17 protein-coding genes are annotated in these 26,187 nt (G+C 57.2%); 10 read left to right on the forward strand and 7 right to left on the reverse strand.

The features are described 5' to 3' along the window. The first annotated feature begins 183 nt into the window (after positions 1-183). Together ACN0SD_RS15325 and ACN0SD_RS15330 are read left to right on the forward strand one after the other, a co-directional pair. Positions 184-2,502, forward strand: a complete 2,319-nt coding sequence (locus ACN0SD_RS15325) for a hypothetical protein (RefSeq protein WP_417809102.1) — start codon at positions 184-186, stop codon at positions 2,500-2,502. 119 nt (positions 2,503-2,621) lie between these two features. Next, positions 2,622-5,798 carry an RNA-binding domain-containing protein gene (locus ACN0SD_RS15330; RefSeq protein ID WP_417809103.1) on the forward strand — a complete coding sequence of 1,059 codons (3,177 nt, stop codon included), beginning with the start codon at positions 2,622-2,624 and terminating at the stop codon, positions 5,796-5,798. A gap of 15 nt (positions 5,799-5,813) precedes the next feature. Here ACN0SD_RS15330 and ACN0SD_RS15335 read toward each other — a convergent pair whose 3' ends face one another. Together ACN0SD_RS15335 and ACN0SD_RS15340 are read right to left on the reverse strand one after the other, a co-directional pair. Then, on the reverse strand, positions 5,814-6,260 hold the full coding sequence (locus tag ACN0SD_RS15335) for a thymidylate synthase (protein WP_417809104.1): 447 nt from the start codon (positions 6,258-6,260) through the stop codon (positions 5,814-5,816). A 253-nt stretch (positions 6,261-6,513) separates the two neighbouring features. Beyond that, the gene (locus tag ACN0SD_RS15340; protein ID WP_417809105.1) at positions 6,514-7,632 is read right to left on the reverse strand and encodes a thiamine-phosphate kinase; all 1,119 of its coding nucleotides are present in this window, start codon (positions 7,630-7,632) and stop codon (positions 6,514-6,516) included. Between the two features lie 73 nt (positions 7,633-7,705). Here ACN0SD_RS15340 and ACN0SD_RS15345 point away from each other — a divergent pair, with 73 nt between their 5' ends. Continuing rightward, complete coding sequence (locus ACN0SD_RS15345; protein WP_417809106.1) at positions 7,706-8,014, forward strand: hypothetical protein; 309 nt, start codon at positions 7,706-7,708, stop codon at positions 8,012-8,014. 126 nt (positions 8,015-8,140) lie between these two features. Here ACN0SD_RS15345 and ACN0SD_RS15350 read toward each other — a convergent pair whose 3' ends face one another. Beyond that, positions 8,141-8,320: a hypothetical protein gene (locus ACN0SD_RS15350; RefSeq protein ID WP_417809107.1), complete on the reverse strand. Its 180-nt coding sequence runs from the start codon at positions 8,318-8,320 to the stop codon at positions 8,141-8,143. A gap of 308 nt (positions 8,321-8,628) precedes the next feature. Further along, positions 8,629-9,171 (reverse strand): DEAD/DEAH box helicase family protein, encoded by a 543-nt coding sequence (locus ACN0SD_RS15355; protein ID WP_417809108.1) that lies wholly within the window; start codon positions 9,169-9,171, stop codon positions 8,629-8,631. 214 nt (positions 9,172-9,385) lie between these two features. Between ACN0SD_RS15355 and ACN0SD_RS15360 the strand changes: the two genes are divergently transcribed. The 7 genes from ACN0SD_RS15360 to ACN0SD_RS15390 all read left to right on the forward strand — a co-directional run bounded on the left by ACN0SD_RS15360 (position 9,386) and on the right by ACN0SD_RS15390 (position 15,643). Next, positions 9,386-9,754 carry a helix-turn-helix domain-containing protein gene (locus tag ACN0SD_RS15360; RefSeq protein WP_417809109.1) on the forward strand — a complete coding sequence of 123 codons (369 nt, stop codon included), beginning with the start codon at positions 9,386-9,388 and terminating at the stop codon, positions 9,752-9,754. A gap of 268 nt (positions 9,755-10,022) precedes the next feature. Then, complete coding sequence (locus ACN0SD_RS15365) at positions 10,023-11,945, forward strand: site-specific integrase (RefSeq protein ID WP_417809110.1); 1,923 nt, start codon at positions 10,023-10,025, stop codon at positions 11,943-11,945. Position 11,946: 1 nt separating this feature from the next. After that, the gene (locus ACN0SD_RS15370) at positions 11,947-13,311 is read left to right on the forward strand and encodes a hypothetical protein (protein WP_417809111.1); all 1,365 of its coding nucleotides are present in this window, start codon (positions 11,947-11,949) and stop codon (positions 13,309-13,311) included. A 135-nt stretch (positions 13,312-13,446) separates the two neighbouring features. Further along, positions 13,447-13,737, forward strand: coding sequence for a hypothetical protein (locus ACN0SD_RS15375; protein ID WP_417809112.1), 291 nt, complete (start codon positions 13,447-13,449; stop codon positions 13,735-13,737). A gap of 202 nt (positions 13,738-13,939) precedes the next feature. After that, positions 13,940-14,254, forward strand: coding sequence for a hypothetical protein (locus ACN0SD_RS15380; RefSeq protein ID WP_417809113.1), 315 nt, complete (start codon positions 13,940-13,942; stop codon positions 14,252-14,254). Between the two features lie 560 nt (positions 14,255-14,814). Further along, positions 14,815-15,039, forward strand: a complete 225-nt coding sequence (locus tag ACN0SD_RS15385; RefSeq protein ID WP_417809114.1) for a hypothetical protein — start codon at positions 14,815-14,817, stop codon at positions 15,037-15,039. Between the two features lie 241 nt (positions 15,040-15,280). Next, entirely contained in the window at positions 15,281-15,643 is a 363-nt protein-coding gene (locus ACN0SD_RS15390) for a hypothetical protein (RefSeq protein ID WP_417809115.1), read from the forward strand. A 93-nt stretch (positions 15,644-15,736) separates the two neighbouring features. On the opposite strand, the gene ACN0SD_RS15395 is transcribed toward ACN0SD_RS15390, so the two are convergent. The 3 genes from ACN0SD_RS15395 to ACN0SD_RS15405 all read right to left on the reverse strand — a co-directional run bounded on the left by ACN0SD_RS15395 (position 15,737) and on the right by ACN0SD_RS15405 (position 25,910). Continuing rightward, positions 15,737-16,525: a hypothetical protein gene (locus tag ACN0SD_RS15395; RefSeq protein ID WP_417809116.1), complete on the reverse strand. Its 789-nt coding sequence runs from the start codon at positions 16,523-16,525 to the stop codon at positions 15,737-15,739. 227 nt (positions 16,526-16,752) lie between these two features. Continuing rightward, the gene (locus tag ACN0SD_RS15400; RefSeq protein ID WP_417809117.1) at positions 16,753-22,659 is read right to left on the reverse strand and encodes a DEAD/DEAH box helicase; all 5,907 of its coding nucleotides are present in this window, start codon (positions 22,657-22,659) and stop codon (positions 16,753-16,755) included. After that, the gene (locus tag ACN0SD_RS15405; RefSeq protein ID WP_417809118.1) at positions 22,656-25,910 is read right to left on the reverse strand and encodes a hypothetical protein; all 3,255 of its coding nucleotides are present in this window, start codon (positions 25,908-25,910) and stop codon (positions 22,656-22,658) included. The genes ACN0SD_RS15400 and ACN0SD_RS15405 overlap by 4 nt, the downstream gene beginning before the upstream one ends. Between the last annotated feature and the right edge of the window lie 277 nt (positions 25,911-26,187).

The raw sequence follows: 26,187 nt of genomic DNA on the forward strand, positions 1-26,187 counted from the left end.
AAATATGTGGCTTGAATACCACCTTGCGTATCTTGTCAGCACAGATAGTGCCAACTTCAAATGCAAAGTCGGCGCCTGTCGTTTACCTATGATCGCGGTAGATATATCGATCGGCTTCGGAAGTTGCCTCTCTCTCAGGGTGCTCCATCGACGCCTCGACACGGGATGAAAGAAATTCGCGCAATGGAAAAGACTGACATACTCTGGCTGGCCTATCGAAACGAAGCTTGGGGGCCATCACCGGAGCGTCTAAGAGAGTTGCAAGCACTTGAGGACGGTATTCGCGCTGAAGGTTCCTCAGACAGAATACATGCCTTTGAGGCTGCACGAGCCAAAGGGAGAAGAGCGTTTGAGGCAAAAAAGGAACTGACGAAAGTCTTTCATGCAGGCGGGGAAAAAGCCGCGCGACAATGGCTAATGGAGACAAATGCGTCCTGCTTGACTGATCACGATATCCAAAAAAGCCTGGCACTGGAGATGAAGAACCTGATCGATCGGGACCACAAACTTCAGAAACGAAAAAGCCGGCGGTTCCAAAAAAGTAATGTCAATGTGCGCTTTGAAGATGGTCGACACCCGAATTGCCTGCGGACCCTAAGGTCATCAAACTGCTGGACGATCTATGTGGACGAAACCGGCAGCAAATTCGACGCTACTGAAAAGTTGGACGCAACATCGAAGCAGGTGGGGCGCGTTGTGGCCTTGGCGATACCCGATGGCGTCAAGTTGGCCGATTGCGGTGGGTTTCATGCCGTCGAGCGGACCTTTGATGAGGTTGACACGGTGCTCCAACGTATTCTGGATGCGCCCATCGGCATTCTCGGTTTCAGCATTCTCGATAACACTGCGCGTCATCGGTACTGGATCGGCCATGTCCTCCATCTCATCCGCTGGACGCTCCTACAACTGCCGGTACCTAATGATGGCCAGAGAAGCCGTGTTCGTATCCTGATCGAGCAGCGTGATGCCTACGGCCCCCAAACGGATCTAAAGATCTTAACCCAGGCGCTCGAAAGCGAGGTGACCGCTCTTGATCCGCAGCGGTTCAACAACCTCACCCTGGAAATGAAGTTCATGGATAAGAACCATCCGATGAATGGTTACGTCGACGTCGTCGCCTTCACTTGGGGCAGTTCAGACTGGTCGAACAAGGACCGGCTGCGGAAGTCGCAGTTGCTGGGCCATTGTTTTGTGAAGGCCAACGACCGCAGCCTTCACCACCTGTTTTTGGCACTAACTCAAGGTGGCCCCCTGGCGTCGGCCGATTGGTACGCGCTTTGTGCAGCGGCAGCGGATGAGAATGAAGGCAGCTTCCTCCGCCGAGAGCTTGACCGCTTGGGCAAGACGATGGCGCACTTCCCGAAGCATTGGGAGTTCTACCTTGCGGAAGTGCAACTACGCCTTGCGAGCAAGCAGTACTCCCTCGCCGAGCTGGGCTGGGCAATCGCTTGGCTGCAACGCTATGCGGGCCAATCGCAGGTCATCCCCGGCACGCTGCAGCTGCAACTCGATAGCAGCATCCTGGCCTTGTCCAATCATCGCGGACAAATTCAAGATGATCTTCTCTTCCGCTGTCTTGCTTGGGTGCATAAATTAGAGGACGAGGCGCCGCAACTGGTGTCAGAGGCGCTATTGCGCATGGCAAGCGCCATGACAAATAATTTTCAGTTCGATGCGTTACAGGAAGCCGTCGACAAATGGCTGGCCAAGCCGGTTGCTGTGGCCGGTCTGCTGAACTATGGAAAATTGCAATCCACGCGCGGACAGATGTACGCATTCTCTGGAGATCCAGCCTCAGCTGTCCCCTGTTTCAAAGCTGCCTCAGCGAATTTTTCCCGCCTGAGCGATCCGCGGCAAGTTGTACGAGAGACGCGGCAGAGCGGGATCTACGAAATGATAGCCCGGATGGACTCCGTGCCCTTCGGCATTGAAGGAGACGAGTTGTGCGCCGAGGGTGAAGCGGTGCTGGAGTCTATATGCCGACTTCTCGACAATCGGGAACCCGAAGCAATCAGCCGATCATTGTCAGCTTCAGATCAGATCAAGCGTTTTGAACATCATCTGTGGCTGCGGGCGATGAGCCGATTTCCCACGGAATTGGCCGGTGCCCGCTCCGCTTATCTCGACAACCGAGGCAAATGGAGGTCCGGTAGCGATCATCCCTGGCCGCTGATATCTGCCTATCGGGCTTGGCTGCTGAGAGACGCAGGCGACACTGACGCTGCACGCTCGTTCATGGATGACGCCGTTGCGGATTGTCTCGACGATGATCACGGGGTGACGCTTGGATGGATGGCACTTGTGCTCGAAACTCTGGCACAGGCAATTGACTTGCCGCTTGACCGTCGCCACGGAGCGTCCGCGACGGAATTGCGCAAGCGCCTGGGTCATGCGCCTTGGGAGGCATTGGTCGAATTTGGTACTGAGGCCACGCAGGGTGGAATGCCGCCTGCCCGTATCTGGGCACATCTAACAAGATGCCTTCCCTTCAACTTTCACTGAGCTACGCGCCGGTCCTACCATAGGCAGCAAGATCTATGTCTCATCTTACCAAGCCAATTTCTGCCCCCCAACTTGCTCGGCGCGTTCTTCTGCACCCTCGTGGGGGCGTAGAACCACTGATGCAACTCGTCCAGCAAAGCGAAACCGAGTGGCTGGAGCTAAAGGCCTCAATCCACCCCAAGGGTGGTGTTTTCGATAAAGGCACAAATGCCGATGACTACTATTGGCACGTGGCGAAGGCTGTCATTGCGCTGGCTAACTCGATCGGAGGTGTACTGCTGCTTGGGGTCACTGATGACGGCGGCGTGATCGGCATTGAGGCCAGCGACCCCAAGAGACGACGTCAGTCAAAGGGGGCGGAAGCGTTTCGTCGCGAAGTAGTCATGCAGAAGCTGTTGCTGCCGCCCAAGGGCTGGAAAACTGGTCAGCAAGGAACTTTCCAGCTGGTGAATGCTGCTTTGCTCGAGCGGCTGGTTGCGCTGGAGGAGATCCCTGATGGCGAGCAGACCGTCCTGGCGATCTTCGTCGATCCGGCGCCGGCAGGTTACGGCTTTGTCGAGGTCAAAGGGCCAAAAGACGCCAGCCCAGTGACTTATGTGCGCGAGCGCGGTGCGGTCGGACGGGTCCGAGAGCTGCTCGCGCATCAGCCGGATGTTCTGACCGCGCATGAAGCACAGCGCCAGGAGCTTGCCGCCGAGATCGGACTGGTCTGGAAGCGGTTTGAAGAGAGCGGCCAACTTGCCCGCCCGGCCGAGGAGCTTTTGCCGGATGTACGGCGCAATGTCACGGCGCTGGAGGCGCGGTTGGCGCAAGCCGTGTCCAAGTTCATCCCGCTTGCGGCGGTTCAGCGCCGCGGACGGACCGTGGCGGACGTCGGCGGCAGACGTCGAGCAGGGGATGTTGGCGACAGCTGGGCCCGTAGCGGAGGCCGCGATTTGCTGCGAACCAAACCCAAACCGCGCAGAGGGCCGGCGACCGAATTCCTGCGACAGAGTCGCCGGGCTCTCTTGGTCGGTGAGGGGGGATCGGGCAAGAGCAGGTGCCTTGCGGCGTTCGCCCTCGATGCTGCGCGCAACTGGCAGCCCGGCCGCCCCTGGCCGCTACTGATCTCGCTCTCGGCCTTTACAGCCGAGGGGCTGGCCGGGTTACTGGAGGCTGAAAGCGGCATCGACTGGCAAGAACTGCTGAAGCTGATCGATGCGGGCGAGTTGACGCTCTGTCTCGATGGGCTAAACGAGTGTCCTGACCAGTACTATGCACAATGCATGAGCGAAATCGCAGGGCTCTTACGTGAATATCCTGCTGTACGTGTGCTTCTGACCAGCCGGACCTCTCAATTGGCGCCGGACCTGCAATTGGAGATATTGGAAATCGAGCCAATGGACCGGGCGTGCCAGGGCCAGTTCCTGGAAGCCTACCTTGAGCAGCCGCAGAAGGCAGAGCCGATCCTCGAACAGCTGCACTTGCACGCCGGTGGCAGCGCGATCGCGGGTAGTCCGATGTTGCTCCGCATCGCCGCAGAGGTCGCCCGCGAGACCGATAAAATTCCGAATGAGCGCTCGGCGCTCTATCGCCGCTTTCTCGATGCCTGGTTCCGGCGCGAGGTCGAGACCGCCCGGCGCGGCGGACAGTCGCTGCCCTGGGGGCGCGAACTGACCTTCAGCGCGCTGGCGGAGCTGGCATTTCAGACGCGGCAGAAGGGTAGCAGCCGAATTCCCTTGGACCATGCACGCGACATCCTGATCCATCGCCTTGGCGAGGATACCCAGCACTTCATCGACTGGGCATCACAGGGCACCGTTCTGGTTCGCAACTCTGGTCGCGGGGATCTCGTCTTCGAGCACGAGACAATCCAGGAGTATCTATGTGCCGAATATCTGGTGGCACGGCATGATGACTTGCATTCCGGCATGCTGTCCCGGCGCGCCGATGCCAAGCCGGGCATATGGGCCATGCCTCTGGCTTTCACCTTCGAGATGCTCGCTCACCCATCGGCGGCACTCGTAGATGCAGCCTGGAGGGTCGAGCCACTGATCGTCGCCGCTGGAACCCGAAATTCGTTACCTCATCGCGCCGAAGAGTTGGCCGATGACCTTTGGCTTCAAGCAGTATTGAACGTCCTTCTCGGAAAGGATGCTTCTGCACAGGCCCGCGCCATCTCGATCGTCGCCCGCTTGCCGCCGAAATATCCCATCTCGCCCTATCTTCTGACCAGCCTGAACAGCCGGGCATTCTGGTATTCGGCGTCGACTCATGCGGCCGGCGCCGCCCGTGTCGAACGACTGCGCAACCTGATCTGCGGAACCGATTTCCCTTGGATTGAACTACTTCAAGATGCACTGGTCGGCTGCGATGCTTGGGGCGATGGCCTTTCGCCAGCGCTGCGCGCCATCGTCGGAGTCAGTCCCGCGCCGACTCTGAGCGAGGTGCTGTCCTCAGCCACGGTCTCCGAACTCTGCGCTCTCCGGCGGCGCAAGATGATCTCGGCCGAGACCTTCGTTTCCTCTTGGAAGCCCGCACTCGACCGGTCCTCAGAAGAGAGACGGGATATCGACCTTCTGGACATACTGCGTACCGAGAAGGACAGACAGCGAGACGATATTCTGAAAGGGATGCTACCACGCTACCAAGCCCAGCTGCGTCGGATTGCCTACCAACCAGATCTTTCGCTGCGGCTACTTAGTATTCTGCTGCGGTACAAGGTGGTTTCTGCCGCTGAGCTTCGGCAACGGCCGGGATTTCTGGAGAATACTTGTGCCCGCATGTCAATGATGAACGCCATACGATTAGCCAAAAAGGAAGCTGGCTTGCTGCGTCGTGCGGATATCGACGCCAAAACACGAGCACGACTTGTCTATGATCGCAAAACGACAAAGCGTAACATTGAGGACGCGATCAAGCACGGGCTGCTTGATAGGGAGGATTTACCGATGCAGCTGCGCGAGCAGATAGCGATTGCCTCCCCCCTTTCGAGTAAAGCGCGGACGGCAAGATTGGGAAGCGCCAAGTTTTCGGCCGGCATGCTAAGTGTTGCAAAGTCACGACAGGAGGTCACCGCAGAGCTGGCGAAAAAACGCTGGAAAGTCGTTCTGCAGCGAATTCCCCTTGGGAAAGGTTTCGGCTTTGTTCGGCATCCAGATTTCGATCGCGATATCTTTTGTCTATTGTCAAGGATTGCCTCGCCGGACCGCAATATGCTCCGCGAGGGAAAGGAGCTCGACGTGAGGATCACCGCGAGCTTTGACGAGAGGCGCCAACAGTGGGGCTTTGCAGTAGAATCCGGGCGCTGCACTTAGCACGATCAGGCGGCATCAAGGTCCAGCCGTTTGCGGTCCAAATTCATAATACTTGTCGGCAATCCTCAGCGGGTCCCCGGCGGCCAGCTTGCGCGCCTCGTTCACGTCAAAATCATAAATATGGGCCGACGCGACATAACCGCGCAGAGCTCCACTGATCGTATCGCATCGCGCCGCCAGATCGTGCTGCAGCTGCGCCAATGCGGCCAGGTTGGCGTATTGGCGACCGAAAATGTTCTGACTGCGAAAGAAGAACTGCAGGTCCAGTCGGCCTTCGCGGATCTTTGCGTCAAGCGTCGTCAAGCAAGGAAGGCTGGCTGCAGTGCAGCCGGGAACCAACAGGTTAATCGTTGCAGATTTTGTGTCCGGCTTGCGTTGCAACCGTTCGACCATCCATTCAAACTGATCGATCCCTTCCATGGCAAAAATACGTTGCCCGTAGGTGAAGGGGCGCTCGGGCATACTCGCGCCCCGCGCAAATTTTGATAGGGTGCGGGCCAGAACCGTAAGATCCCCATGGGCAGATATTAGCGGATCGTGAACGCACGGCGCAGAGACCTCAACAGTAAGCCCGAGCACCTCGATAAGCCCGACCTCTCCGTCTGAATGAGCCTCTCCATGGCTTAGCACATGTTGAATGCTCTCGATCCAGCACTCCCCGATGGTCTCAGCACGGACCCCCAACAGGCGGTCTGCCGCTAAACTGATACACATTTTAGAACATTCGACTCCATCGTTCCTCGAAGTGATGCGCCTCGAGCTCCATGCCGCGTCGGGCAGGTGCCGCCCCGATCCGCGAAAAATGGCCGAGGCCATTCCCACCGTCTGCAAAACTGTCATGCTCCACGCGTTCGAGCTGGTGCCAAGCGCCATCAAGATGACGGATGGCGATCTCCCGCCTCTCCGTGAAGCTGCCAATGACGGTTACCATTGCATCCAACGATGCGGCCGTTTGCTGCAGGGTCGACAGTAGATCTGGTGGCACAGCATAAAGAAACTGCCAGTCGCCTCCAGCTGTCGCCAGCTGCAGCGGTGACAGACCAGACGCCAAAACGAGCTCGTCAAGGTCGGGATGCAGAGGAATGCGCAATTCATCGACCAGGGCGCCACAGCTGCTTGCGCCGCAGATCGCATGAATTGCCCCTGGAAGGCCATCGCTGATGTCTGTACCGGCATGCGGTATACTGTCCTCGGCAATGGCGCGGCCAAGGGTGAAGGGCGGACGTTGCTCGATGATCGCCCGTTCGACGATGCGCCGGGCTCGGTCGCCGTGCGGGAGATTGCGCTTGAAGGCGACCATTCCCAGCAGCATCGAGCCAAGGAAGCCGGTGACGACCAGCGCATCGCCGGGACGGGCACCCGACCGGCAAATACGTTTCCCTCGCGAGACCGTGCCAAGAGCGGTGGCAACCATGGCGAATTTTGGGTTCTGCTTGGTGTCGCCAGCAACGATCTCGGCGCCGTAGCGCTTGGCTGCTTCGGAGGCGCCTTGCATTACATCACGGACGAACTCGAGCGTGCTGTCGCCAGGAAGCAATAAAGCCACGGTCACTGCGCGCGGATTGCCGCCCGCGACAACGATATCGCTGATGGCATGTGAAACGCCAAAATCGCCAACGCATTCTGGTCCGGCAAGTCCAAGACCATAGGCCGCATTAAGCCCGGACCGGTCGGTGTTCAGAACAAGCAACTCATCGTCCCCACGATTCAAGTCTACGAACGCGGCATCGTGTCCAAATCCGTCTACCAACATGCTCGAAGCGCCCATCATGTCGGTGATCGCGGCCACGGCACGCCGTTCCCCGGCCTCCCGAACCGTCATTTTTTTGTCCATCGGCTATCCAGTTATTCAATGTCGCGCAAGCAAACCTCCGCTTGGAAGTGCGGTTAAGTTGCAACAGGATTCAATGACGCAGTCAATGTTTGGTAACATATTCAACCACCGCAAATTGCCGCAAAGCGCCACCCAGAGTTATTTTCCCTACGCCTTCTTAAAGGGGCCCCTCCGATTGATGGCGAACGGCCCTATTTCTCGATTGGCGAGACTTTTCTCGATGACGACCACCCACATCGCTATGAAGCGCCACGAGGACGGCCTTAGTTGCGACAACCATGACGCCACCTCCGGCGGCTCTTTTGACCTCTCGCGCGAGGATCGTCAGCACCGCGGCGCGTCTGCGCTCTCCGTCCTCCGGATGGAGCAGCCGACTGTTTGACAGAGTCCGGTCGGAGACCAGAACGATGTCGGCAATCGGAGGCGACTGAATCGAAACGAACGCTGCTCCAGACGCGAGACGTTGGGTGATGCCAGGATCGGCAACGGCGTCCAAAAGGAGCAACGGTCAATCGCGATCGATGTCTTCGATCCGGGAGGACTGGATCAAATTCTCGACGCCATGCGCGGTCTTTACCTCGGACAACTTCAGGCCGACACAGTGTCCCGCCTCCTTGTCGGACAGGCGTTCGCATACGCGTTGCCGCCGCCGGGAGGCGATGAAGGATTTCGTATCGAACGTCGTCATTTGGAATGTGAGCGCTTCGGAGGATTGCCAAGGCCTAATGTCGAGGTGGTTCCGCAACCGACCTTCTTCTTTTGCGAGCTCCTGGAACTGCGCAGTATCGATCCCGGAACTCCGGAGATGATCGTGGAGCGGAAGATCGCAAGCCATCGACGAGGCTGGCCTTGGCCAGGTTGAGCACGTCGTGAAGACGCCCCGGATAGGAAGCCGGAGGAGCACGCATGAGATCGTTGATCGAGAGGTGAGATGTCCGGGTCAGGGTCGGCCAGACCTTCACGTCGACCACGCGAAGAGCGACCGGCCACTCTCGGTCAACGGGAGGTTCGACGGTCAGGTAGTTGTGCGACAAGAACACGATATGCGGACCTTTGACGTCCTTCTGCTGAAGATAGGACATTGAGCGGCACAGGGCGACATGACGAACAGAGCGCCTGTGTTACAGAGGGAACAAAGCCAGCGACCGCCTTCGCCAACTCGGCGCGCTCGCACATCGCTTTCTTGCGGTCATCCGGGCGCAGGGCGTCGCGACCGCGGACCACGCGGCAGGGAAGACCCGATGCGAGCCTCCGGAAATCCTCACATGCCCGTTCTGCAAGCTCGAGTGTCGGCACGTAGAACAGTACATGCCCTTGTCCCACAAGGGCCTCACCATGGCGCGCGATCGCGCGCAGAGTCGTCGCTGTCTTGCCGAGACCGGCTGTCACCTTATGCGCAAGTGCAGCGCCTGGCGCTGCTACGGCGGCGGCCCTGCTCACGAAGTCATCGATTTCCCGATTGAGACGCACTCTGGCATTTGATGGCGTGATCCAGTGTGGCACCTGGAACGCACTCTTGAGATGTGTGTCCTGTTTCATTTACATTCTCCATTCCGGAGAATCTGGGCGCAGGCGCTGTCGCGCAAAAACGTCTTTTATCACGACTGCGTGATCTATGTCACACCAGCAAAGGTGCCGCTTCTCGATTGTTGTTTCTATTTGAGACCTGGCACCTTTGGTCATGACTTCCGGCGTTTTGGTAGCAGTTGCGGAGGGACTAATTCCTTCTCATGAACAGCATGAGGAGGAAAAAATGCTTTCAGTTGAAGATGTTGCCAATTACTTTGGTCTGAGGCCTGACACAGTCCGGCGCAAAATCCGGACGGGTAATATTGATGCTATCCGCATTGGCAGGAATTACCGTCTGGCCTGGCCGGACGTCTGGGCCTGCGAGGACGGGCCGATGCCGAAACGTGCGCAAATCGCGCGTTACCAAGATGATTTGTTGTGCAAGAAGGCCATCGCTGGAGCGCTCCGCGTCAGCGTGCGCACGGTCGATAGGTGGATCGATGACGGGCTGCCGACGCGAAACGTCTTCGGAGTTGTTCGCTGCAATCCACATGATGTTACCGATTGGCTGAAACTGCGGGGCGTCGACCTTCCCCAAGAGTGGTGGATATGACGCTGCCCGACCTTCGCACAGTAGCCACAGGCTTCTTTGCGACACGAGCCGGAGGATCCTGTCCGTCGCACAGACGTCCCCAAACATTTATCGGGGTTATGTTTGGGGGCGATCCTGCGAAACGCGGTAAAATTGCGACAGACTGTGCGAAAAGCCCCGCCGGGCGCGATCTTCATAAGGGACCAGCTGGGGTCCTTGGCCTGGGCCGCACGAGCCGCCTTTCCGCGTGAAGGCGGCCCGAGAGGCCCCAACCCTGGAGATCGAAAAGATGAGACACGACAGAACACTGACCAACGCCGCCGCCCCGATGTTCCCGGACTTTCTGGACTGGGCGAGGGAGACCGACGAGAGCCGCGACACCGTCTATGAGATCGAGAAGGTCGCCGCGCGGCTCGACCTGACCGAAGAGGAATTGGATCTCGTTCCGGCTGACCTCGGTTACTTCGAGAAGGTGATCGCCGTATCCGCCTATGGGGCCGTCTCCCGCTCGAAGAATCTCGACACGGCGCGCAAGCGCGGGAATTCCCGCGTCCGCTCCGCTCTACAGCGATTTCTTGCGGCGCGCGGACATGTCAGCCCGGACATCGGCGCCCGCGCGAGCTACGACAAGGCCATCGGGTTCATCGTCGAGAACGAGGGGTTCGTCGACAGCGGCGCGCTTTTCACCACCGGCACCCACAGGCCGTTTCTCCTGGTCCGGGCGCGGGCTCGCCTTGCCCTGTCGGACCTCGACCAGGCGGAGTTCGACCGGCTCTGGCACGACGCAACGTCAGAGGGTCGAAAGTCTTTGCGGAAATTTGCGGGTCGCGTTGCGGAGCTGCGGCGCGGGCATAACCGCTGGCCCGAGCTTGCCGATCTCTTGCCGCGTCAGGATTTCGTCGTGCCGGCCGCCTCCGACCGGGCGCGCCGCATTCCCTGGAAGTCGCTGCCCGAAGGGTTCCGCGCGGATGCAGAAGAGGTATTTCGCCAGACTCTGCGTCTGCCGTCCGACATGAGAACCTGGGCCAGGGAACAGATGCGCCAGGGCCGGTCCGCCGTCGAAGTCGACGCGGAGGTCGCCGAGCGCGTCGGCAAGAAAAAGCGTTTGCCGAAAAATACGGAGAATGCGCTCGCTGGCTACCGGCAGGCGTCGACATGGCTGCTGCGAGAGGGCTACTGTCCGGAGACGGGGTTCAAGGGGCTCGGCACGCTGCGCGATCTGTTCACGGCCGATGCACTGGAGGCAGCCTGCACTGCCCAAATTGCGCGGTCCGCCGCATCGGTCACACTGAAGAATGCCGACGAAAGTTCGACTCTATGGTCGCGCTTCACCAATCTCGCGACGGTCGCGCGCCACGGGCTCCGCGACGAGGAGATCCTCGCCCGGATCCGGCTTGTCCGCATGTTTTACGAAGATTACGTGCTGTCGCCGATCGAGATGACAACGGATGCCGAAGCCATTTGCAACCGGCTGCGGAAGTCGCCCGATCTGGCGGCCGCGTTCGTGAACGCACCCGGGCGGCTTGCTACGATCTCGGCAAATGTGCTCAAGACCGCATCGAACGCGTCCGCGCACGAACGCGGGCTGCGGCTTTCCGCCTGTGCCGCCGCCTACGCCATTCAAGTGAGCAGGCCCCTGCGACCGGCCAACCTGTTCATGACCCGTCACAAAGCCGAGAAGGATTCCCCGCGGAACCTGACCTGGATTGTCGACGGGGAGCATGCCGAAATCCGCTTTACTGGCGGAGAGGTCAAGAACGGAGAGACCGTGATTGTCAATGTGCACGGCGAAGACGCCCGAGTGTTGTGGCAATGGGAACGGGTCGATCGGCCGAAGCTCATGGAGCTTCGCGGTATCGAATCCTCGCCCTACCTGTTTCCGGGAACCGCTTTTCCGCGGTTGCGCAAGTCCGCGCTAAATCTTCCGCGGGGCTGCATGTCCGTGGCCGCGATCATGGATCTGTGGGACCTCGGGGACCGCCAGCTCGGTCTTGGCATGACGCCACATCAGTGCCGCCACGCGATTGCGACGCTGATGCTTGCCGTCAGGCCCGGCGATTTCGCAAGCGTGGCCTCCGTCCTCGCAAATACGGAGCAGGTCGCGCGCCGCCATTACGGAAAAGACAGCGGCGAAGCGGCAGCCGTAGCCGTTCGCGAAGCCCTGCTCGCGCGCCACCCAAACATCTATGCACTCATGAAGAGGAGAACATGAGATGAGAACCGATCTCGGCGTCATTCTGAGGGATGCGCCAGCAGCCGTCCGTCGCGCGATGATTGATGACGCGCCAAGTCTGGCACCGGGCGCGGCCCATGTCATGGGCCGTTTCTGGTCCGCTGTGCGCGCGCGGAAGGATAATCTGTCAATGCCCGCGGCTGATGCGTATCGAGATGCAGCTGCCTCGGAGTCGTCATTCCGATGCCTGCTCCGAGCGCTTTCGGTTTACGCGCCGCACGTGTCCACAGCACCCGCGAAGCTCGTCAGCGATGAATGGTATGCGCGGCGATCCAAGTCAGCCGCAACAACCGCACCGCCTGTGGAAAAAACTGTTGCAGCTGCGTGGCCTGAAGCCTGGCTGCTCATGAAGCCGGGACTCGATGCTGCACGAATCAAGAACAGCACCCGGAAACGCTATCTCGCGAGCATAGACCGATGCGCCACCGTCGTCGCCGAAAACCTCGCGTCTGCGCAGTTCGGGTTCATTGCGGCCTGCGATCTGTCGGAGGCGTTCGTCTTTCATCCCGACAAGGATCGACGTGTGAAGCCCGTCACGGCGGCCAACTACATCGAAGGTCTGATCGCATTGGGCACCGGAGGTGGAGTTGCAGAAGCGAGCTTGACCGCCATGCGGGTCGTCCTGCGCGAGCTTCGTGATGAGGCCACGCTGGGGGAGAAGAACAAGTATGAAAGGTTGTCGAGCCTCATGGAGCGGGGAGGCTTCGCCCATGTCGCGCAAAAGATCGGAGTATTACGAGAACGTGCGCATGACCTGCCGGCGCACAGTGCCGCCCGACGCCGCTGCATGCAGCAGGCCGTCGTCTGCGCAGTCATCCTCGACAAGCCGCCCCGCAAGGGCGATGCCGTCGTCTGGCGGCTTGGCGAGCAGCTTGTCCGTGAAACCGACGGCACATGGCGCGCCGAATGGGAGCAGGAGAAGACAGGAGGCGCGACGGAGTCGGGCGCTATCCAGCCTGAAATCTGTGAGATCCTCGATGAATGGATACTCGGCGGTCGTCCGGATCGCCTGATCCACCACCGATATCTGGAACTGCATGGGAAAAACTGGCTTACGCTGGAGCAGGATGCGCCGTACCGCAACCTTCCGACCGAGCTTACAAAGGCGGCGATCGGCGTGCCATCTCAAGACCTGAGGACGCTCGCTGCGGACTACATGCGGCGACACGACCCGACGCATGCCGCAGATGTCATTGCGACGCATCTCGGGCACCGGACGCGGGAGGCTGGTAAGTCTTATCGGGCAGTGTGCTTGGGCACAGCAGCAGAGGCGGCCTGGCAGGATGCGCGCAAGATTATCGATGCGCGATCGGCAGGGCCATCCAAAAAACGCTGGCGGTCGTGACGCGCCGCTTTTGATGACGGATCGCCGGCGGCGTCTCCCGTTCCACACAGCCTATGATTTCCGTCGGCTCCAGAAGGGGACCATATCCAACAGGACTGCCACGGTTCGCTCGCTTGCCCCCCCAGGAGGATATCAATGAAGCTGATGAGACTGCTCGATAAGACTGCAATTAACCGGCTGAAGCGTTGCGTCGCACTGCAACTTCCGGAAATGCGCCCCTCGCACAGGGTGGAGTTCGTGGCGCGCGGACTGGGCTATCAAACATATGCAGCGCTGTTATCAGCACTGAATAAGGGGCCAATTTTAATCGGTCCGTTCGATCTCGAGAGCGCCATCGAGTTCGCCAAGCGCGTCGGAGTCGACGTAGACCAAGATGACGTCTGCGAGGTACTGTCTGAGGTTTTAGACTTAGATAGCTATGAGTAAGTGAGCTTGATTAGAACTCTTAGCCGCGGCCGGCTGAACTTGGCTTACCGCGTGATGCGCCGATCGAGAAAACTTCGCAGTCTCAGCTCGGTGCTATCACTCGAAAAGCGGAAGTGGCGCGCCAGGACGTCTGCACGCGCGGCTCACGCTGTTTCTGGATGCGGTGGTATTCCAGGGGGTAGATCCTGTCTATCTTGAGAACATGCGCGTTAAAACCCTTGCAGAAGAGCTGCCTCTGTTTCGCGCCACCACTGGTAGGAGGCTCGCTGCCGGCCAGCCGTCGAAGGTCTGGGCCGAACATATGGGTACCGGGGCTCATATTTCGTGGTCGCGGGTGCATATGGAATTGGGACGGCTGGGCCAGAAAGGTATGACTGCAGCGCTGGCAGTTAATGCGCAAATGGATCTGAGATCTGCCGTCTACTACCAGGGCCAGGCCGTCGCGCGGGCCAGAATGAACCGAGGGCAGGACATGATGGAAAATCTGCTCGATGCGGCCGCTGTCACGGAGGGGTAAAAAAGCGTGAGAATGAGGCTCGGCTCGGTGTTGAGGCTCGGTTTCCTACGTGGAACCAAGCCTCAACACCAATCGAGCGAAAAAACAGACAGACAGACCCGATCATTTCACCTTCAGCGCACCGGATCGAAGCTGCTGAACCGTGCGCCCTACCCCGCTCTTTGAAAGGAGGAAATCGAGCGCCTTGACGCTACCGCTCTGGAGAAGCTTTTTGAAGGTTCATAACAAATGCTCGATCCATCAACAAACAACCGTGTTGCCCCAGAAGGGACGCCTATCGCGCGAGCCGCACGTAATTTGGGGGGAGTGTTCGCAGATCGTGTCGGTCGAATGCACAAGCCGGTATGTACACGGTATTGGTGCTAACATTCCGGTATAGCCGGCACAATACTCAGGGGTGGAGCGATCCAGGCCGCGCCGCCTGCACTGCCCTCAGTCGGCCAAGCCGCCTTTGGCCGACTGCACGACGGTCGCGCAGAGACAGCGGCGCCCACCGAACTAACACGACCTGCGAACACCCCCTAATTTCTTTCGCCAACTACGACCATTGCCTACCCAAAATGATCGGGTTGCTGGGCGACCCTAAAGCCCGAACCGAGGCATTCTACCTGATTGAAGGCGTGTCGGCCGGGTTCACGTCAAACCGCCAGATGATAAAAAGTTTCGAAAGGATTCAAACTGTTCTGGATTTGCCCCAAGACGGCAAACTGGCTGCCGGCCTTACAGGCGACATTTGTGCCATTACGGATGCGGTTAGAAAACTTACAGCTATCTCAAATCAATAATGCGTACGTTATGGCAGACGGAAAATGGCGCCAGCTGACTTTTCTATAATAAAGAGTAGTTGCAGCCTCAGTCCGAGGTGCCGACCCACACCAACCTCTATCTGAACTTCCCTTATAGCTAAATCAACAAGTAGGAGAACTGGCCCCATTCAGAGGTCATACACCGGCTTCCAGCCGGTGACTTGAGCGACGAGTTATCCAAGCCCGGCCTTTGCTGGGGCTCGATCGCAAGGAGAACGAGATGCAGAATAGCATCCTCATTCCAACTGCCAACCACGGTCCACGCGCGTTGTCGGGCCTAAAAGCTGTCCAGAGCTTCGCGCGGCGTGATGGTTCAGATCTGCTCCAGATCCTGAAATCCGCCGCAGGGCCATCGGCAGTTCGGACTGCCCAGGGACTGTTAGACACTCTTTGGTCACCGGAGCCTCATCTGAATGATGTCCGCGCCGCGTTAGTTGATTTGATTACGGTGTTGGAAAACCTGCCTACGACCATCGAGCAACCTCTATGCGAGCCAGACGTAAGCTGCCGAGATTTGGACAACGCAATCCGATTTTTCGGCGCGCGTCTGACCGATCTTGCGGCCAGCCTTGCAGCTGATTGAACCGGAGGTCCCGGCTGGGAAACAGCCGGGACAAGTCAGTACTCGCGCCACCCTGATTAACCCTCAGACTTCGTTTTTCGGCGTATTCTTATATTACTGAGACAGCTTGATCTTTCTTGCTTCGTCTCTCCATCGTGTTTTCGTTAATTTTATTGACATATTTTGCTCCTCAACCTTAGCTTTCTGAGCGTTCGAAACCGACTGCAGCTGGGAAATTTGATCGGTCAGGGAGACGATCGTTTGCCTAAGGTCATTTTTCTCTTTCTTGCCTTCCGAGGTTTTGACATATGCGCAGAGCCGCTTTGCTTCGCTAATATCCGATTTTACTGAAGCAATTTTTGACGAGATAGAGGCCCGCTCCGACTTAATCCGGCCAATCGTCGCCCCCGCGGATTTTATATTGGCTTTATATCTGTCCAGATCCCCCCGTGAATACTTGTTAAAGATGCTCATCGGGTTTAGGTCACCTCTGATCCTGCGACCTCCACGCCCGCTAAAACCATTCCACACGGACTTCTGACGATTTGACCAATCATAGAAATCTGCTTTGGAATTCTTGTTTTTTTTCAGCTTACGATATGCTGAATCAAGGTCTGACTGCATAGATTTGCTTTCAGAGATCAGCTTGGCAAGTCCGTCATGGAGACCTTGCTTGTTTTTGAAGCAATTCTCTAAGCTGCTCAGTCGAATAAACTTACTTCGGAAAGCAATCTCCACCTCGCGAAGTGCCATCTCTGTGGCCTTTTGTTCGGTTTTATACTCGAGCAAAACCTGTTTTTTCGTTTCCAGGGTGGCGGTGTAAACATCACCGATTTTGGCTAAATGTGCCTTGGTTTCAGCGCTTGGAAACCAAAGTTTCCTAAAATTGTCGAAGAATTCCAAAACTCATTACTTCCTGTACCCGTACGCGGGCGTCCGGGGTGTGCGCCTCTAAGCCAACCCCGGAACACGCTGAACTCTTGCATGAATGGACCCGCAGCCCCTTGTCGGCAGCTGTGAGCCGTAGATCTTCAGCAGTGTCTATACCCCGGCAACGTTAGATAGATAAATTGCACTTTAGGCTCTCTTCGGGGAACGGGCAACGGAATGACCTGCGATGAAACACGGGCTCATAGTTTTTCGATAAACAGATTGCATTCCTTCTGATGTGACATCAGATTATCGATCCCTGAAGTTACATCAACACGCCAACCCAATCCGCCGGCTTCGTTTTGGATATGGACAATCCGATCATGAAAATGCTGACCGCGCCTGGGTTCCCATGGTCGCAAAGAGATTTCGCCAGATACGTGCGGTTCCGATAGGCTGCGCAATCCTTCATTTTGGACTTGCTGACTATCGGTACCGTTCCGAGGGTTCCAGGTCAGTTTCAAAGACGCGATAGAGACACCTGCCTGCCGCAGCGCACGAAGGAACTCACCGAGTTTTTCCCGGTTGCGATGTTGTGCGCCAAGCCAGGGATCTTGGATCGTGAGTGAAACCGTTTGTCCGCTGATCTCCTGAAATACAGTCGCGATATCCCGAGGCTTTCCGGCTTGGAAACGATGGACCACGAGGCGATCAAGCAACCTTTCGAACACCCTTGACGGAGGAGCTTTGCTGACCTCTTGGACATGCTTAGCAATCCACAAATCCTTTACAGCGTCGACGCCGTGTCGCCGGAAGCAGATCCCATTACCCAACCCGGACATGAGGTTCTGCACGGGCTGATCGTCGAAAAGCTCTTCGTTCATCATTCCGCCGAACATCGTGAGCCGCGGTGATCCTTGGAGCTTGCTTTTGTCCAATCTGACAAAGACAAGACGGCCTGCGCCTTCTAAGGGCTTCAGCATTTCAGCGATCTGCCGGTCTATCCCCGTGGGGCTGTTCTCATCGTGTTCTGGAACTACCAACCACAATCGCCGATCGCGATCATCTTCCAGCCAATCGCGGAGCGCGCGGGCACTACCCAGAGATTGTTCGGGCACCTCTGCGCCCCAAACAGAAGGTCCAGTGGCAACAACCTGTTTGTGTCCTTTTAGCAATGGTCCAAGAGCGATGCCCATTGGCGCCATGCAGGGAACCGCATTTTCAGGGACGTGCTTCGGCCGTGCGACCGATCGTACGACTACTTTTTCCAGCCAGGTGCGCGAAAGATGCCGGTCCATGCGGTCCCACCAGATTTGATTAGAATAGTCATTGAGGCAGTGGACGCAGGTCGTTTGACAGGCTTTTTCGCAATCGAGTTTATTGATCGCTTCAAGAAGAAGCAGACGGGCGGAAAACCGACTCTCTTCGACCAGCCGTCGAGCGTATCCAGCACCTCCCGGCGTAGCATCAGCCAATACAATGTCGAAGCCTCCTGCGGGGGCCAATTCGAATGTCGCCCGCAGGTCTCGTGGATCGGTTCCAAGCATGTCTGCGGCGGCCAGTCTGATTGCCTCCGCTGCACCGCGCAGCACGTCTTCCTGCCAAGCACGCTCATCTACCGATGATTTTGGAGGATCGATTGAGACGGCGATCCGTATGAGCCTAATATCCGTCGAATAAGTATGGGCGAGGTCCGTCGAGCCTTTGAGTTCTTGGACCGGGCACTGCTCTCCAGTCCGGGGATCATGATGCTTAGTGGCCAGCGGCGAAAACCCAAAGTAGCTTTTTGGCGCCGGCTCGGCATGTTCGCACCTTGGGCAGCGCATGTAGCCTGTGCCGTTTGGACCGCGGTTGACGACGATCATCTGGCCCTCGGGGCAATCCGCGTTGCCAATAGCCGAGGCAAAAAACGTACTCACATCGCGGACATCGGTGGCTCTCATGAGACTGGATGGAGCTTGCGTGAGCAATCGGGCTTCATCCACCGCACGCGGCCGCAATCTGGATGACCCCGGCTCGCCGCCCGCGCGGTCTTTATAGCTGGTCAAAAAGCCGACCGGTTCTACGAACCGTCGCGGTGGTTCCAAACTTCCTTCGCAGGACGGGCAAGCCGGAAGGGTTTCCCCTTCTTTTGGCAGGCGCTCTACATTTCGACAATAACGGCAAATCTGAAGGCGACCTTCGTCCATCCAGACGTCGTTTGCGCTATGCGAACTGCGTCGCGAGATGCCGGTACTGGTCCAGACTCTGCCCGCCGCGATGGTTTCCGCCCCCGGCGCGAACTCGGAGATCGCGAGGGATGCGTCGCGTGCAAGTTCGATATCATCACTTCCGCGTCCATGCCCCCGATCCCGAACAACCTCCAAGCTTAATGAGCTCACCGGGAAACTGTAGGTCGGGATTACGCCGAGCCTTGAAAGGCTCTCGGTCAGAAGACGATCAAGAAAGAGCTGCTTCTCTCTGCCCGCCCGATATACACGCCCGTTCGCTTTCTGCTTTTCATCCTCGGTTTCCGCAGAGGCCGCATCCTCCTCAGATCTTTGAGCGCGATCATCGATTATTTGCCAACGGCCACACACGTCGTCCAGCCACCTCGACAAGGCCTCATCTTTAACATGTTTGATGAGCTCCACACCATGGAGCGCGACGCCGTGCGGCAGGCCGGCGGCCATGGCCTGCGCAATCTCCAACGACTGCTTTCCCTCTTCCGTTTGCAGCCAAATGGTGAAATCTTCCAACAGGCTCTTGTGGGTAGCGCCATCAAGGCGCTCGCCCAGCACGTCACGAAGTCTTGGGGAGCCCGAACGCGAACTGGTAGCCAATCGCCTGGAAAACCACCCGGCGAGAACGCAAGACACCTGATGGCGATGGAAGAAGCGAGGGTTCTCAAGGTTAATATATGGAACGTTCGGCAAGGCCTTCAGATAGTCGTCGAAGCGTCGGAACGAGGCCTGATCGTATCGACTACCCCTGGCGATTGTAAGCGCGATAGGCGCAACCTGTGCGCGCCGCCCAGCGCGCCCGGCACGCTGCTGGTAATTTGCGATACCAGGCGGAACATTTCTACAGATTACGGCTTCGAGGTCACCCAGATCAACGCCCATTTCCATTGTCGTGGTGCAGCTGAGGACATTGATATCGCCAGTTCGAAACTTGCCTTCAATTTCGTTTCGAAGCCCAGTCCCGATCGCCGCGGTATGCTCCCTGGCAATAGCAGCACCCGGCTGGGTGAGCCATCGCGCCACGTAGAAATTTCGGGTGACGTCGGCGTCATTTCCAAGCGGTGGTAGCTTGAACACTGCCCCTTCACATCTGTTTGCAAGACAGACGCCGCCCAGGTCAAAGGGCGCAATCCGACCACAAGAATTGCACCGATACCGTTCAGAGGTCTCTCCGAGTTTGATCTTGTCGAGGTCGATGACCATCGCCAAGCTTCCCTTTTTGAGAACACCAACACGCGGGCGAACCATCTCCTCCCAACAGGCTTCAGCAACATGGTTCGCGTCTTCTCGCGACAACCCGAGCCGATCACACAACACCCAGATCAACCGGGTTCTGTCGCGCGGCCTCGTCGGCAGGACACGTCGGATCCGCGATGCGTTGCTTTCTTTTCGAAGTTCCCATGAGATACGTTCTGACCCCAGTCCTCGCCCCCAAATAGCTTCGTCACCAAGATCCAGTCGCCCATCCAGATCGGAGATTGCCCGGCTCTGCCGCATCATCATCAAAATCAGACCGATGACGCCTGAGACGTGGCCGCTTAGGTGCTGCCTCCCCCCCTCTTCTAACGCGAGGGCCACACGACGCTCAATTTTATCCAGCCCATCGTGCTCGACTGAAAGCAGGCCGTAAGCTTCGAGCGAATCTCGCCCACGCCCACCCAGCGTGATCTCTGCGGTTACAAGTGCCGTCATCCGGTCCTTCAACTCTGAACCAGACAGCGGCGCCGATTGATCACCTCTGTCAAAAATTCGAAAACGGTGCTTTCTGAGACGTGCGCTCGCTTCTGCGGAGAGGTTGGTGATAGACAAACCCGCCTCAGTCCGAACCGCATCGATAATTGCGCCGCGGATGGCCTCTACTCTCGAAATTCGCTCCAGAAAAGGCGCGAAGAACGCAGCATCCTGGCGGTTGTCGGAGAAAGCAAGAAGCGAACGTCCCCGCATCGGCGCGTCGGAGTCTGGTTTTGCTGGCAGTGCTTCCAACAGCGTCTGCGTTGCCATTGCCGAAGTGGATTCATCACCTGCATAAATCGAGGTCAAAGGTTCAGCAAAAGCGCCCTTTTTCTCTCCACACGCCAAGCAGGCTTTTACGTATTTCTTCCGGTCATGGTCGTCAGCCACACATTCAGCGACTTGTAACGAGATAATATCCTCGCCCGGGCTGTCTTCGATTGAGCCCGTTTTTGGATCCAGATGTACGAAGTCTGCTTCTTCGTCTTCGATCTCTTCCTCGTCCAAGGCTGCGGGACTCGCGCCAATCAATCGGAGCACGGTCCGTTCACCGTTGTTGTTCCGGGGCGGGAGAGCGGCCAGTCGTCGCCCATCATCCCAAGCCTCAATGTAAGGTTCACCACAACTTCTGCACACGAGGAGCGGAAAGGCAGGCGGGGCGTCGTCGGTCGCGTCGCGCCCCACCTTTCCCGCGCGCACCCTGCTCCATCTTTCTGGCGCATCCGCCGAGAGCTCAACCAATGCTCCTTCAATTGTCGTCGCCGCAATATGGTAGCGAGCCGGGAGGAGAGGAAACCCTCCCCCTTGCCGCGGGACCGCGAGCACGGAAACATTGACGAGCGCGATCAAGGCACGTTCGGCTAATTCTTGGTCTGCGTCGCCAAAAATTTCCCTTGCCAAGCGGTCAAGTAGCATCAGGCCGTGGGTCTTATGGTGCAGCACCATGGCAACCTGACGCACCTCTTTCAGGCTCGAAAGTGCGGTGAGCAGCGCTTCGCCAAAATCTTTTCCCGTGAGCGGTAAAAGAGCCCCCAGCACATCGTTCCAATTTTCGACATGAAAGCGCTCTTCTTCAGGCAAGAGGGCACCCTCGCTGCGCAAGCGCGCGAGCCCGTCGCCGAGCGAAACCCAGTCCTCTGGGGCGAGCGAATGGCTGGTTTTGTCCTCACGCAGTCTCGGATGAAGTTCGCGTTCACCGGTAATAACCGCTGCATCACCGGCCCCAAACGGTTCATTGAAGAGATCCGACGCAAACTTCGACAAATCGTCCTTCCGTTCAGGATCTAAGCTTGCAGAGGTCCCCACACATCGCAGCGTCCCAGTAGGCATGCCCAAGTTTGCTTTTAGTTTGCGAAGCAAGAAGGCGACTTCGATCGCCTGGGCGCCGGCATATGTGTGCAATTCATCAAGAACAAGCCAGCGGAGGTCAGCCTTTTGGAGCAACGCCCGATTTCGCGGTAGCAGCAGCACGTGCTCGAGCATCGCGTAGTTTGTGATAAGAATATCTGGAGGTGTCTCAAGCATTTCGGATCGAGACAATAGCCAATTAGACGGTGCTCTGGTCGCGTCGGGAAATGCGTCCTCAAAGCTCGGTGACGATAAGATTTCGCGCTCGATCTCCGCCCGGCTGGCACCGGGAGTGGTCTGTCCGGTAAAGCGCCCCAAAGTAATTCCTGGGTCTCCCAGCTCGTTGAAGAGCAGACGCGCAATCCGGAACATCTGATCGGTTGCAAGCGCGTTTAGAGGGTAGACCAGAATGGCTTTAATCCCTGGCTTACCGACGCCATTACGCATGAGGTCATCGATCAAGGGGAAAAGAAAGGACTCCGTCTTACCTGAACCTGTACCGGTGGCGACGATATAATTTTCGTCTCGGCCAATAGCAGCTTGTTGGTGACGATGGAGTGGCCGTTTCCAGAGGTCTGGGGCATTTTTTAACATCCCTGCCCACTGATCTGATAACACGCCGTTGGAAACCAACTGTTCGATTGAATCGCCTTTTTCGAAATCTGGCAAGCTCTCCACGAAGGGACCCCTTATCAGGGTCTCTCCCTCAATCATTTTGCTGATTTCTTTTCCAAGCGCGGGCGCGATAACTGGCGATACAGCAGCCGCGGCGGTTGTAAAACTACGAAGGCGGTTCTCAAGCGTATTTCGAAAATGAAGCGGGTCCAATTCTGATCCGCTGAAGTCTCCACAGACATGGTCCTTCATGGTCTACTCCTTTGTTCGATTTCAGCGGCAATCAGATGGAACATGAAAATCTCTCTGCCCAGCCGGATCATTTCTCCTACCGAAGCAAGAACTTCGCGTTTGCTCTGTCCCGTTTTTTGCGACGCACGCATAATTATGCCTTCGACAGCTGCGGGGCCCTCACGGCTCCGGACAGCAAAAGCCACAAGAGCCTGTTCAATAAGGCGAACAGACGTGTCGCTCTCATCTTCTGTGCTCACGCAGAGATTTGACAAATTAGGATCTCTCAATGCGACGGCCGCCCGATTTAAGTTCGCGCTCCGAAGCGACATTCGTGCCTCCGCCTCGCCGGCTCCGAGCACCTCATGAGTTTCGATACGGTCGCGCAGGAGGTCCAGGCCGGTCCAAGCATGGTCAGGCCCCAGCGCATCCTTTGCCAACCATTCAGTCGGCTTCTCTGGCAAGGTTGAGAAAATCACCGGTAAGCTGCTGGGGCGAAAGTTGCGAAGCTTCTGTCCAGCCATATCTGGTCGCTTTGCATTCGGAAAAGCAAGCATTGCCATGGGGTTGATATCCAATTCACGCAGCCTGCGCGAGCAGGCATCGGCGATCACCCTTAAGACGCGGTCAGCGCCGTTGGAATTGGAGAAGGCGTGAAACTTAATTGCAGAGGCAGAGAACAGCGTTGGTATCTCTTGAAGGACGTGAAGCATTGGTAACCAATCGGGCTCATCGTCGCGCATAGACAGCAAGAGGAGCCGTTCTGTGCCCCCCGGCAACGCGCTGACAGCATGAACCAGCGTTGACCATCTTTGTTGCAACGCATTCCCAAGACCTTTGTCCCAGACATCAGGCGCGTAGCATCTCGAGAGCCAAACCTCGAGGTTGTAAAGAGCAGATGCGCTCGGTTCGGCCATCACACTGCCAATGAGCGGAAAAGCGTATAAGTCGTCTCTCGGGTTGCTTAGTTGTAACCAGTTGTCTTCCCCAAGAGGACGAATCTTAAGAGTAATTAGACTAAGCCCCCGCAAGAGGGTTCCGTCGATCTTCAACGTTACCGATTTCCGGTCTGCTTCCGAGCTTCGAAGCCAGGACCGGCATGGCTCGGCCGCAAGCAAATGGTCGAAGCTCACTTCGCTTTGATCATGTTCACCCGTTTCCGATTGGAGCCCGACCATGATTCCGCCGACACTGAAGGGCATATCGAGAGAAATCCGGGTGCCCCCTGCCCAAGTCCGGATCGAAAGGTTCGACGGCATCGATGCGCTCTGCACCGTTGCAATCAAGGTAGGCGCACCGGTCTCCGAAAGGTGCACAATGTCTCCTCCGTCCAGCACGGCGATAGAAATTGCGTAGGTTGGTCCATTTCGAAATGGGTCAGGGATGGTTCGCGAACCAACTTTCAGGCTCGCTCGCTTGTCGGGCGATGACAGCACGAGAGCATCGCTTTTAGTCGCTGATCCTTTGATGATCACACTGCCGAGCTTCCATGGTGACACAGTCCCATCAACGCGCTCCAGAGCGGCTGACAGGAGTTTCGGCCGAACGGTGAAAAGTTTTACATGTCCGCCAATGCGGAAGGCGAGGCGCCCCTCTACATAACCCCCTCCACGCTCAAGACACAGGAGGCCAGCGTCATCACGCGTGGCATGTCGAGCATCAGCCTCAATGAAATTCTTGGGCGCTTTCTCTGAACGGATAAGCACACCCTCCAGTGCACGGAAGCCGAGCCAAACAATCAGCTTTCGCTTGAAACGGGTCAAAATCCGTTCGCTTGAATCCGCGCTCGTGCGGAGGAGCGTAAGCGAAAGCGCTTCCGGGTCCGCATCAGCAGGCAAGTCTGCGGCTTGGGCGATCTCGGCGACACTTACTGTCGCAATGCCACGTCCGTCTGCTTCGACTGGCATATCTGTGGTTTTACCAAGTGCCTCGATACGAAGGAAGGCGAGGCGCCGCTTTCCGTCTATGTGTCCGGCGAGCAATTCACTCGAGCCGAAATCAAGCTCTACCTCTGCCTCCGGCCCCCAAAGGGCCGGACCACCAAGGCCCCTGGCAATCGGTTGGCCATATATCGAGATTTGCGGTCGGCGCACGCCGCTGAGCATCCAATGCTTGGATCCTCTTGCCAGCATTACCTTGCCTGAACGAAGGTCTATGTCGGCGCAGTAAAGTTCCGGCATCGTTTCCCGGCTTAGCTTGCAATCTACCGCAAAGCTCTCCTTCGAAACCACGGTAGCAGTCGCGACTACGCCGCTCAGCCGTGTTTCACCTTCGATGACGCGAGTTGTCAAATCGACTTGGCGGCCAGTATTGCTGTCAAAAACAACAAACTCTGACGTCTGGAATAAACGTATGCAGCCTGGACTATCTCCTTCCCAAGAAACTTCTGCAGGAAGAGGGAACGGCAGCGGCCAAAGGCGCCCGGCACGTACTCTGTGCAATTTACCGTCAAGAAGAAGCTTGTAGCGTTGCTGTTGCCCTGGGATCGACAACTGCGGACGACCGTCTTCCCAGACAAGTCGGGGGACGGGCGCGATCCTGGTCGCAGCTCCTCCTGAGCCGATGAACACGTTTTGAAGTTGTTCACCAAAGCATTTCAAATAACTTGATCTCTCCAGCAACGCATTCTGGTCCCGACGCCAATCTACGTAAGCCGACGCCATCCAAGCTGAGTGATCCATGAGAATTGGACGCTGCAGCACATGAACGCCCGCATCCAAGAAATGGAGGGCGTCATCTTCCCAGCGATTTAACAGTACGATATCCTCTTGGTCCGGAAGACCAATTGAGCGCTCTTGCGCAATGAACACCCGCGCTAAATGCTTCAGCTGTGAGCGTGAGACACCTGCGTGAACCTGAAAAGCCTGCACCGAACGGTCAAATCCATCCGATGCGAGACCAAGTTTCCGACATGCGGACAAAAATGTGGAAGTTACTACCTTTCGGGCTTCTTGAGCATCCATTGACCTTCCCAAAAGATTTTCAACATGAGGCCACACTTTAGAGCTGCCTTCTTCGCCATAATGCTCAGAAAGAGTGGCGCAGATTGCCCAACTTGCTGCGAAGCGAAACTTGCGCATCAAGATCTCAAGCTTCCAGTCAGAGAGCGTGTGAAATGAGCGTTTAACGTCGGGCAGATTTTCAGCGTCCAAGGCGAGCCCAAGGAATGGAGACGCACCTGCAATCAGCTGTGACCGCATTACTTGGAAATCGATGGTTCTAAGCTTGTTTTGGGCTGACTGTGCAGCAAGCCTCAGTGCAACCTGTTGCAATTACTACATCCTTAATGTTTTTTGCCGTCCAATTTGCTTGGCCCAGGACTGGCTAAATAGGTGCTGCGCCGGCCATTCTGTGCGCTTTATCTCTTAATTTAACAAACTATTTAAAACAGCTTGGGGGCGTAACTTATAGTTGTCAATACAATGTAGCGCTCGACTTATGGGGCGCGCGTGAAAGACGTTCGCAATCAGTGGGATGAGAGCCTCCATGGTCATATCAGAACGTGGGACAAACTTTTTGCTGCGGCACCATGTGGGGCCAATCCATGCT

Origin of the sequence: Thioclava sp. (genome assembly GCF_048263065.1) — a bacterium.
GTDB lineage: Bacteria > Pseudomonadota > Alphaproteobacteria > Rhodobacterales > Rhodobacteraceae > Thioclava.